This window comes from Mycobacterium sp. (assembly GCF_032161845.1).
Taxonomy (GTDB): Bacteria; Actinomycetota; Actinomycetes; order Mycobacteriales; family Mycobacteriaceae; genus Mycobacterium.
This window is the reverse complement of the sequence record NZ_JAVRQA010000298.1, coordinates 1-9,755: the sequence shown is the minus strand read 5'-3', so window position 1 is coordinate 9,755 and position 9,755 is coordinate 1. Positions and strand designations below refer to the sequence as shown.

General features: G+C 66.4%; 10 protein-coding genes and 1 tRNA gene. 3 read left to right on the top strand and 8 right to left on the bottom strand.

The window, feature by feature from the left end; all coding sequences use genetic code 11:
• The 3 genes from QOD90_RS16325 to QOD90_RS16315 all read right to left on the bottom strand — a co-directional run.
• Positions 1–964 (bottom strand): UbiD family decarboxylase (locus QOD90_RS16325; protein ID WP_526351495.1); only part of this gene is annotated, 964 nt, incomplete at its 3' end.
• 96 nt (positions 965–1,060) lie between these two features.
• Complete coding sequence (locus QOD90_RS16320; RefSeq protein WP_526351493.1) at positions 1,061–1,912, bottom strand: acyl-CoA thioesterase; 852 nt, start codon at positions 1,910–1,912, stop codon at positions 1,061–1,063.
• 56 nt (positions 1,913–1,968) lie between these two features.
• Positions 1,969–2,039 (bottom strand) — tRNA-Cys (locus QOD90_RS16315).
• A 115-nt stretch (positions 2,040–2,154) separates the two neighbouring features.
• Between QOD90_RS16315 and QOD90_RS16310 the strand changes: the two genes are divergently transcribed.
• Positions 2,155–2,853, top strand: a complete 699-nt coding sequence (locus tag QOD90_RS16310) for an MgtC/SapB family protein (RefSeq protein ID WP_526351499.1) — start codon at positions 2,155–2,157, stop codon at positions 2,851–2,853.
• On the opposite strand, the gene QOD90_RS16305 is transcribed toward QOD90_RS16310, so the two are convergent.
• The 3 genes from QOD90_RS16305 to uvrB are packed head-to-tail and all read right to left on the bottom strand — an operon-like array spanning position 2,850 to position 6,777.
• Positions 2,850–3,155 (bottom strand): hypothetical protein, encoded by a 306-nt coding sequence (locus QOD90_RS16305; RefSeq protein ID WP_526351491.1) that lies wholly within the window; start codon positions 3,153–3,155, stop codon positions 2,850–2,852. The two genes, QOD90_RS16310 and QOD90_RS16305, sit on opposite strands and share 4 nt — an antisense overlap.
• On the bottom strand, positions 3,152–4,558 hold the full coding sequence (locus QOD90_RS16300; RefSeq protein WP_526351489.1) for an MFS transporter: 1,407 nt from the start codon (positions 4,556–4,558) through the stop codon (positions 3,152–3,154). The genes QOD90_RS16305 and QOD90_RS16300 overlap by 4 nt, the downstream gene beginning before the upstream one ends.
• A gap of 56 nt (positions 4,559–4,614) precedes the next feature.
• Positions 4,615–6,777 (bottom strand): excinuclease ABC subunit UvrB, encoded by a 2,163-nt coding sequence (gene uvrB / locus QOD90_RS16295; RefSeq protein ID WP_526351487.1) that lies wholly within the window; start codon positions 6,775–6,777, stop codon positions 4,615–4,617.
• A 120-nt stretch (positions 6,778–6,897) separates the two neighbouring features.
• On the opposite strand from uvrB, the gene QOD90_RS16290 reads away from it, so the two are divergent.
• Positions 6,898–7,404: a ribonuclease FAU-1 family protein gene (locus QOD90_RS16290; RefSeq protein ID WP_526351497.1), complete on the top strand. Its 507-nt coding sequence runs from the start codon at positions 6,898–6,900 to the stop codon at positions 7,402–7,404.
• Positions 7,405–7,439: 35 nt separating this feature from the next.
• A complete protein-coding gene (locus QOD90_RS16285) occupies positions 7,440–7,997 on the top strand; it encodes a hypothetical protein (protein ID WP_526351485.1) in 558 nt (185 codons plus the stop codon).
• A gap of 9 nt (positions 7,998–8,006) precedes the next feature.
• Here the strand turns inward: QOD90_RS16285 and coaE are convergent, their stop codons facing one another.
• Entirely contained in the window at positions 8,007–9,125 is a 1,119-nt protein-coding gene (gene coaE / locus QOD90_RS16280; protein ID WP_526351483.1) for a dephospho-CoA kinase, read from the bottom strand.
• Between the two features lie 76 nt (positions 9,126–9,201).
• Positions 9,202–9,755, bottom strand: a 554-nt coding sequence (locus QOD90_RS16275; RefSeq protein ID WP_526351481.1) for a S1 RNA-binding domain-containing protein, incomplete at its 5' end; no start/stop codon positions are given.

Sequence of the window (9,755 nt, the reverse complement as noted above, 5' to 3'; positions counted from 1 at the left end):
TGGGGAACTGCTGGCGGAACATGTCGTAGAACGACGCCTCGAACGACAACTGCTTGAGGATGTGGTTCTCGGTGGTGGGGCGGCCGGTCAGCAACGCCTGGAAGTACGCACCGTTGCGATGGGTGATCGCGGTCGGCCGGACCACCGGTTTCGGCGAGGCGGGCGTGTAGTAGCCGGTGTACTCACCCAACGGCCCCTCCACGACGGTCTGGGTGAAGTCGACCTCGAACTCGATGACCACCTCGGCGTGTGCGGGCACTGAGACGTCGTTGGTGCGGCATTTGACGAGCTCGACGGCCGCGCCGCGCATGCCGCCGACGACCTCCCAGTCGTTGGTGTCCTCCGGAACCTGGACCGGGCACGAGTAGGCGATCATCGGGTCGACGCCGATGACGAGCGCCGCCCGAAAAGTCTTGTGTCCCATCCGCTGTGCCTTGGCCTGGTTCTTTGCGAACCGGTGGTTGGGAATGGCCATCAGCGTCATCGTCTTGTCGTCGATGATCTCGCAGCGGTAGTGACCGATGTCCGGGACGCCGGTCTCGGGGTCGTGGCTGACGACGAATCCCGGAGTGATGTACGGGCCGCCGTCATCTGGGCTGTAGCGCGGGACGGGCAGGATCGATAGGTCGATGTCGTCACCGAGGATGACGTTCTCGTGCACGGGACCGTCGTCGACGTAGGTCGGCGGAATGCGGGTGCTCAGACGTTTCACGATCTCGTCGAAGACGTTCTCCCCGGTGCAGCCATAGGCGATCAGCGCCTTGGCGTTCGAGTTGTAGACGCCGCCAACGAGCGGGAATTGGGTGCCGTTCTGCTTGAACACGACTGCAGGGCCAGCCACCGAGGCGCTCTTGCGCATGGCCTTGGCCACCTCGAGTTCGAGCGCTACGGGGCGGTCGACGTCGATGAGCTGCCCTTGGGCACGCAACGCGTCGAGGAATTCGCGGAAGTCCTGGAATGGCACAGTGGGATGCCCCGTACTTTCCTGGGTGGAGGTGGCCGGCAGACCACGATCGATCGTGCCACATTCGGCTCGCCAACCGGCCAACAACGCACCGGGTCACGCCCGACCGAAGTACACCTCCTGGGTGGCGATGCACACCACCTCGCCGGTCCGGTTGTACATGGTCGCGGTGGCGAGGCCCCGTCCACCGATTGCACTGGGCGAGAACTGATCCGCCAGTACCCAGTCCGACAGGTCGACCGGCCGGTGGAACCAGAGGGCATGGTCGATCAGTGCGGAGAACGTCGACACGGGAGTGCCGCGCCGCATGGCGATGGCCGTCTCGAGCATCGTGGTGCCCGACAGATACGTCAGGAGGCAGCTGTGCAGCACCTCGCCGTCGACCACGGGTTCCCTTGGTCGCCACCACATCCGAATCCGTGGCGATGGCTCGGGCAGGTCCACCGCCAAGCGGGGCGGCGGGTCGACGTAGCGCCGCTCGAAGGGCTGCGGCCGGACCCAGTGGCCGTGATGCTCGTCGGCGTACGCGGCCAACTGCTCCTCGACGGGCAGAAGCGTCTCCGGCCCGGACACCTCGGGCATGGCGGCGTGGTAATCCACGCCGTCCACCGGCGTGCTGAACGACGCGAGCGCCTCGAGCAACACCTCCCCGTCTTGGCGGGCGGTGACCTGCCTGGTGGAGAGCGTGCCTCCATCGCGGGACCGGACGACCTGAAAGTCGACGGGCCGCCTGGCGTCACCTGCCCGCAGGTAGTAGACGTGCACGCTGTGTGGGCTGCGCCCCGGCACGGTGCGACTCGCCGCCATCAGGGCCTGTCCGGCGATGTGACCGCCGACGATGTGGTGGGCCGGGTTGTCGAGTTGGGTGGCCACGAAGCTGTCGTCGTCGATCTGATCGACGTGCAGGGTGGCGACGACGTCGGCCAGCGACGGCGGGCGGTAGGTCACCCCGGCATCATGCCGTAGCGGCCGTTGTGACCATCCATCCCGTTCATCGACACGCGAGCGGATGACGGGATTCGAACCCGTGTAAACGGCTTTGCAGGCCGGTGCCTAGCCACTCAGCCACACCCGCGTTGATACCGACCATGCCACTGGGCAAGGAGATGCCCCAGCGTTTCGATCGGCGTGATCGCTAGGCCAAGGTTCATCGCGGCGGACACCGGTCGCGATACCTTGTCCGCATGTATCTGTGGCTCGCCGATTCACCATTCTTCGGCGGACCGGGTCAGGGCACCCGTCAGATCGTCGAGCTGTTCGTGGCATTCGGGCTGACGGCGCTGATCGGTCTCGAGCGCGAGATCCAGGGCAAGAGCGCAGGACTGCGGACACAGACCATCGTCGGCACGGCGGCGGCGCTGATCCTCTTGGTCAGCAAGTACGGGTTCCAGGACGTGTTGGTCGAGGGGCTCGTCGTCGTCGACCCGTCCCGGGTAGCGGCCCAAATCGTCTCGGGCATCGGCTTTCTCGGTGCGGGCATCATCATCTTCCGGCGCGGCTCGGTCCACGGACTGACGACGGCGGCAGCGGTCTGGGAGTCCGCGGCGATCGGCATGGCGGCAGGCGCCGGCCTTCTGCTGCTGGCGTGCACCGTGACGGTGATGCACTTCCTCATCATTCTGGGTTTCATGCCGCTGGCCAGGCGACTGGCCGCCCGGCTGAGTGGCTCAATCCGCGTGCACGTCACCTATGAGGAGGGGCGCGGCGTCATGACGGCACTGCTGCAAGCATGCGACCGACGCAATTGGCAGCTGGCAGCGCTCGAGTCGGACCCGACCGGTGGGGTGCTCCTGACGCTGTCGGGCAACGGCATCCTCAACGCACCGATCCTGCTCGCCGGCATCGATGGCGTGACCGCGATCCGCCAGCTCGACGACGATCCCGACTAGCTGAAGCCGAGATGATCCACCGAGGCACGGACCAACAGTTCAAGCGACCAGTTGGCAGTGGACTCGCGCAGGGCATCCATCGCTCGGAGCCAAGTGCTGAGTAACTCGGCGAGTTCATCGGCACCGTCGGCGACCGTAGCGACGTCCAGCCCGTCGCCTCCGACGACCAACCGTCTGCCGTGCCCGTCGAAGACCCTCGCATCCGCCGAGATGCCGGACTGCACGGCGTCACCTTCAGTCCGGTAGAACGCACAGTCGTCACCCCTCGCGACGATGATCGGCGGCGCGATTCCGTCGGTCACGAGTCGGCGGTGCGACCGCGGCTCGCACGGTACGAGGCGACGCAGCCGACGGCGGCGAGCACGGCCATCACCGCGAACATCCATCTGGCGGCGGTCGCATCACCCCGGTCGGTGAGGTTGACGACGATGCCCGCAAGCCCGGCGCCAAACGCACCGCAGATCAATTGCACGGTGTTGATGGCGGCCGCGGCGGTACGTCCCTCGGCGGGGTCGTCGCTACTGCCCATCGCCCATGCCGACAGGTGTGGCCATGCGATGCCCACGCCGGTGCCGGTGATCAGGAGCGCCACCACCCACACCGCGACCACCAGCCCGGGGGCGTCTTCGAGTTGGCTCACCGCGGCAATGCCCAACCCGACGGCCATCACGAGTGGTGCTGCTGCGACCACGCCGACGACGGCGCGGACTCTGGTCAGCGACGCACTGATGATCTCGCTGATGGTCCACCCGACGGCCAGCGAGACGCTGAGGAAGCCGGCGGCCACCGGCACCAGGTGTGCCAGCCGCTGACCGAACAGCGGCACGTACATGTCCGCCATCGTCGCGGCCATCAACACACCGAGCGTCAGGTAGATCCACTTCAACGGGCCAGGCCGAAAGGCCAGGGGCGGCAACACCGAGGCGCTGGTCCTGCGATCGACGACGAGGAACACCGCGACCAGTGTCGCGCCCGCGGCCAGGAGGCCCGCGGTCACGACGACGTTGCGCGGGATACCCGCAACGCTGATCGCCAACGCCGCCGCACCGAGGAGCAGCAACGACCACACCGGAATGCGGTCGGCCGCGGGCCGGTCGGCGTCGGTCGCCCTTGCGGGCAGCGCAAACGGCACCAACGCCGCCATCGCCGCAGTCAACAGCGCCAGCACGCCGAATGCCCAACGCCACGAACCGAACTGCGCGAACAGCCCACCAGCGGCCGGCCCGACCAGGGTGCCGACGCCCCACATCGCCGACACCAGCGCTGACGCCTTGGTCCACAACGACTGCGGCAGAGCAGAATTGATGACGGCGTAGCCCAGGCCGGCGAGTAGCCCGCCCGCCGCACCCTGCACCACGCGACCCAGCAGCAGGAATTCCATGGTCGGCGCCACGGCACACAGCACGCTGCCGATCCCGAACACGCTGAGGCCTCCGACGTAGGCCCACCTCGGCCCGACCTTGGTCAGCACCGCACTCACCGTGGTCGCCGCCACCACCGACGCGACCAGGTAGACGGTCGTCACCCAGGCATATAGCCGTTGGCCGCCGATCTCGGCGACGGTGCTCGGCAGCAAGCTGATGGTGAGGAATTCGTTGATGGCGTAGAGAGCCACGCCGCCGGCGAGCACCGTCGACGCGCCGAGATTCTTCGGCCCAAGGAGCTCGCCCCACCCGCCCGTCTTCGTACTGTCAGTCTGCGTCACGCGGACAACCGTACGAGCTCAACCATGGTTGAGATCAACTCCTCGTCAAGCTGGCACTACTTGAGGCCTGCGGCGTCCATCCCGCGCAATTCCTTCTTCAAGTCGGCGATCTCGTCACGGATGCGTCCAGCCAGCTCGAACTGCAGATCCCGTGCGGCGGCCATCATCTGCGCGGTGAGGTCCTTGATGAGGTCGGCGAGTTCGGCCCGCGGCATGTTCGACGTGTCCCGCCCTTCTCGGATGCCCGCGCTGACCGCGCGACCGGGTTCACCCTGAGCCCGCCGACCGCGTGACGAGTTGCGGCCGGAGCCACCGACGTCGACGGTCGCGTCGGTGTCGTCGGCCTCGCGGTAGACCTGGTCGAGGATGTCGGCGATCTTCTTGCGCAGCGGTTGCGGGTCGACGCCGTGGGCCTCGTTGTACGCGATCTGCTTGGCTCGGCGGCGATCGGTCTCCTCGATCGCCTGCTGCATCGAATCGGTGATCTTGTCGGCGTACATGTGCACTTCGCCGGATACGTTGCGAGCCGCGCGGCCGATGGTCTGGATGAGGCTGCGCGCCGACCGCAGGAAGCCTTCCTTGTCGGCATCGAGGATCGACACCAACGACACCTCAGGCAGGTCGAGGCCCTCACGGAGCAGGTTGATGCCGACCAACACGTCGTACTCGCCGAGTCGCAACTGGCGCAGCAGCTCGACCCGACGCAGGGTGTCCACTTCCGAGTGCAGGTAGCGCACCCGGATACCGAGTTCGAGCAGGTAGTCGGTGAGGTCCTCGGCCATCTTCTTGGTGAGCGTGGTGACCAGCACCCGCTCGTCCAGTTCGGTGCGCTTGCGAATCTCGCCGATCAGGTCGTCGATCTGCCCCTTCGTCGGCTTGACCACTACCTGCGGGTCCACCAGGCCGGTCGGCCGGATGACCTGCTCCACGAACTCGCCCGCCGACTGACTGAGCTCATAGGGCCCGGGCGTGGCCGAGAGGTACACCGTTTGCCCGACGCGGTCGGCAAACTCCTCCCAGGTCAACGGTCGATTGTCGACCGCTGACGGCAGCCGGAAACCGAAGTCGACGAGGTTGCGCTTGCGTGACATGTCGCCCTCGTACATGCCGCCGATCTGAGGCACCGTGACGTGTGACTCGTCGATGACCATCAGGAAGTCTTCTGGGAAGTAGTCCAGGAGGGTAGCGGGCGCCGTGCCCGGCCCCCGGCCGTCGATGTGCCGCGAGTAGTTCTCGATGCCGGAGCAGAAGCCCACCTGCTTCATCATCTCGACGTCGTAGTTGGTACGCATCCGAAGCCGTTGCGCCTCAAGAAGTTTGCCTTGGCCTTCCAGCTCGGCCAACCGCTCCTCGAGTTCCTTCTCGATGCTGGAGATGGCGATCGCCATCCGCTCGGGGCCCGCCACGTAGTGGGTGGCGGGGAAGACGCGCAGCTTGTCGACCTTGCGCACCACGTCACCCGTCAGCGGGTGCATGTAGTACAACGCCTCGATCTCGTCGCCGAAGAACTCGATGCGAACGGCGAGTTCCTCGTAGCTCGGAATGATCTCCACGGTGTCGCCGCGGACCCGGAACGATCCCCGGGTGAAGGCCATGTCATTGCGGCTGTACTGCACGTCGACCAGCAGTCGGAGCAGCCCGTCGCGCGGCACCTCGTCGCCGACCTTCAGTTCGACCGACCGGTCGAGGTAGGACTGCGGTGTGCCGAGGCCGTAGATGCACGACACCGATGCCACCACGACCACGTCGCGACGCGACAGCAGATTGTGGGTGGCGGAGTGCCTCAGTCGCTCGACGTCATCGTTGACCGAACTGTCCTTCTCGATGTAGGTGTCGGTCTGCGCGATGTACGCCTCGGGTTGGTAGTAGTCGTAGTACGACACGAAGTATTCAACGGCGTTGTTGGGCAGCATCTCTCGGAGCTCGTTGGCCAGCTGGGCCGCCAGCGTCTTGTTCGGCGCCATGATCAGCGTCGGCCGCTGCAGCTTCTCGATGAGCCACGCCGTCGTCGCCGACTTGCCGGTACCCGTGGCACCCAGCAGCACCACGTCGCGCTCCCCCGCGTTGATGCGCCGCTCCAGTTCAGCGATGGCTGCGGGCTGGTCACCGGCCGGGGAGTACTCGCTGACTACCTCGAACTCACCGCCAACGCGCACGATCTCATCGACGGCTCGGTACTCCGAGTGCGCCACGACGGGATATTCGGTAGCGAATGCCATGTTCACCAGGTTAGAACCAACCACCGACAACTTCGATTCCCGGGTCGCTCCGCTCCTGCCCTCCGAACTTCGATTCCCGGGTCGCTCCGCTCCTGCCCTCCGAATAACTAGGCTGACGACATCCATCCCCCCAAACACGAGACCTTCGACGTCCCCGCCCGCACAAACACCGATCCCAAGGGCATCGTGCGGGACGTCGGCGTCTACACGGTGCACCCCTGGGGCCTCTACATGGCCAGGCCGACGCCGGGTCGCGCGCAGTTCCACTACCTCGAGTCGTGGCTGCTGCCGTCGCTCAGTCTGCGGGTCTCGGTCTTTCACTTCAGCCCAGGGTACGAGCGCGATCAGGACTTCTACCTCGACGTCGGACCCATCACCATCGACGGGGACGTCTGGCATGCCGAGGATCACTATCTGGACCTCGTCCTTCGCACCGGCTCCTCCGTCGAACTCATCGACGTCGACGAGTTGTTCGCGGCCGTCCAGCAAGGCTTGTTGACGACGGAAACCGCCAGCCTGGCGATCCAGACGGCGGTCGGCGCGATCGAGGGGTTGGCCCGCCACGACTATGACCTCGGCCAGTGGCTGGCGGAGAAAGAAATGGTTCTCACCTGGCGAGCAAGCTAATATCTGTACTTATGAGCTTGACTAAGCGTTGGCTGATGACGGCAGTGGCGTCTTCAATCCTGCTCTGCGTCGCACAGTTCGCGCCGGCCATCGCGATGGCCGACCCAGAGGGTCCGTCAAGTCCCGATGCGACGCTGGAGTCCACTGACGCCCAACCCGCACCGTCCGATGCGGAGCCCACTGACCTCGGTCCCGGCCCCTACAACGTCGTCTACCGGGCCCGCGTCGACGGCGTGTCGCGCGGCGCAACCATCAGCTATGCGATGGCCGACGATCAGGTCAACACCGCCGCGCCGACGATGATCCCCGGCCGGACGTTCGAGGCGACGGGGGTGGTGACGCAGACGCAAAAGGCGGGCATGCAGGTCACCATTCAGTGGCCGTATTCCGCCAGCCTGCACTGCGAGATCCTGGTCAACGATCAGATCATCGCCGAGGCCGACCAGTTCGTCGCGCCCCGACTGACCCCGCAGCACAACGACCCCGGATACGGAGTGCTCAGCTGCGGCTCGGTGACCAACTTCCCGACCGGCAACACCGCCCCGGTCGACGTACCCGACCCCGCTCCCGTCGACCCCGCCCCAGCCGCCTGAGCGTCAGCTTCAGGGTCGCCAGCCCGTTTCCTTCGCCCACGCCCACGCGCGGCGGTAGACGTCGTCGGCGTGCTTGAGCTCCAGATACTCCGCCCGCGCGCCCGCGTCTGCAGTCAGCCAGTCAACGAACAGCAATGCGTACTGCTGGCCGGGCCAGCCGTCGACGCGCAGATGGACGTTGGTCGGCCTGCCGGGGTCGGCAGATGCGTGAATTCGCTTGTCCCACATCGATATGTCATCAGTGTGCGCGACATCGCCGGTGCTGCCGAGGATTCGGGGATAGCCAGCTGACAGCAGTGCGTCGGCCAGCTCATCGGCCACCTCCAACGACGGAACGGTCACCTGAACGTCGATGACGTCCTCCGCGTCCAAGCCAGGAACGGCGGTCGAACCGATGTGGTCGATGCGGACGGCACGATGGCCGCACGCGGTGTTCAGCCTGGCGACGATCCGACGAGCCTGGTCCGGCCACGACGGATCCGACGGCACCAACCGCGGCAGCGCCCGGGCCGGCTCCCTGGCCTGAACGTTGTGCGCGAAGGGCACGATCCGGTCGTGCCACAGCGCGCGGGCGACCTCGGTCAGCTCGTCGGCCGTACCCGAGTTGTCAAGCCACACGTCTGCCACGGCGCGACGCTGCTCCTCCGTCGCCTGCGCGGCGATGCGGGCCCGCGCGTCGGACTCGCTGAAGCCGCGGTGCTCGATCAGTCGCGCGACGCGGAGGTCTTCGTCGGCGTGCACGATGACCACCAGGGGGAACATCGGTGCCATCTGAGACTCCACCAACAGGGGAATGTCCTCGATGACGACGGCGTCGTCGGCGGCCGCCTCGATCAGCTCGGCACGCCGCTTGCCGACCAGCGGGTGCACGATGCCGTTGAGAGTGGCCCGTTTCTCGTCGTCGCTGAAGGCTACGGCCGCCAGCGCCGGGCGGTTGAGCGCCCCGTCGTCGAGCAGGATCTCCGACCCGAACGCTTCGACGAGCTGGGCGAGCCCCTCGCTACCCGGCTGAACCACCTCGCGGGCGATGACGTCACCGTCGACGACGATCCCGCCAAGCTCACTGAACGTCGAGGACACCGTTGACTTTCCGGCGCCGATGCCACCGGTCAATCCAATACGTAGCACCGAATCATCCTGTCAGGACGCCGAGACGACGAACGCCCCGGCTCGAGATGAGCCGGGGCGCGCGTCGTGCTGATCGTTAAGCGTTGCCCGCGAGCTTCTCCCGCAGCGCAGCCAGCTGAGCGTCGCTCGCCAGCGTTCCGCCGGTGGAGGGCTCACCCGAGCTGGACGACGAAGACGAGGAGCCATTGGCGGTGGCGGGCCTGCTGGCCGCCTCCGCGTCGGCTGCCGCGAACTTCTCCATCTGCGCGGTGTGCATCTTGTGACGACGCTCGGCCTCGGCGTACCGGGCCTCCCACTCGTCACGCTGCTTCTCGAAGCCCTCGAGCCATTCGTTGGTCTCGGAGTCGAAGCCCTCCGGGAAGATGTAGTTGCCCGCTTCGTCGTAGCTGTCGGCCATGCCGTACTTCGACGGGTCGAACTCCTCGGTGTAGTCCTCGTTGGCCTGCTTGAGGCTCAGCGAGATGCGACGACGATCGAGATCGATGTCGATGACCTTGACCATGGCGTCGTCGCCGACCTGGACCACCTGGTCCGGGACCTCGACGTGGCGCTCGGACAGCTCCGAGATGTGCACCAGGCCCTCGATGCCCTCCTCGACGCGGACGAACGCACCGAACGGAACCAGCTTGG

What these genes read in the sequence shown, in the direction of transcription:
- QOD90_RS16285 (WP_526351485.1), top strand. Translation starts at nt 7,440, where the DNA reads ATGACGGCAGTGGCGTCTTCAATCCTGCTCTGCGTCGCACAGTTCGCG.
- uvrB (WP_526351487.1), bottom strand. Translation starts at nt 6,777, where the DNA reads ATGGCATTCGCTACCGAATATCCCGTCGTGGCGCACTCGGAGTACCGA.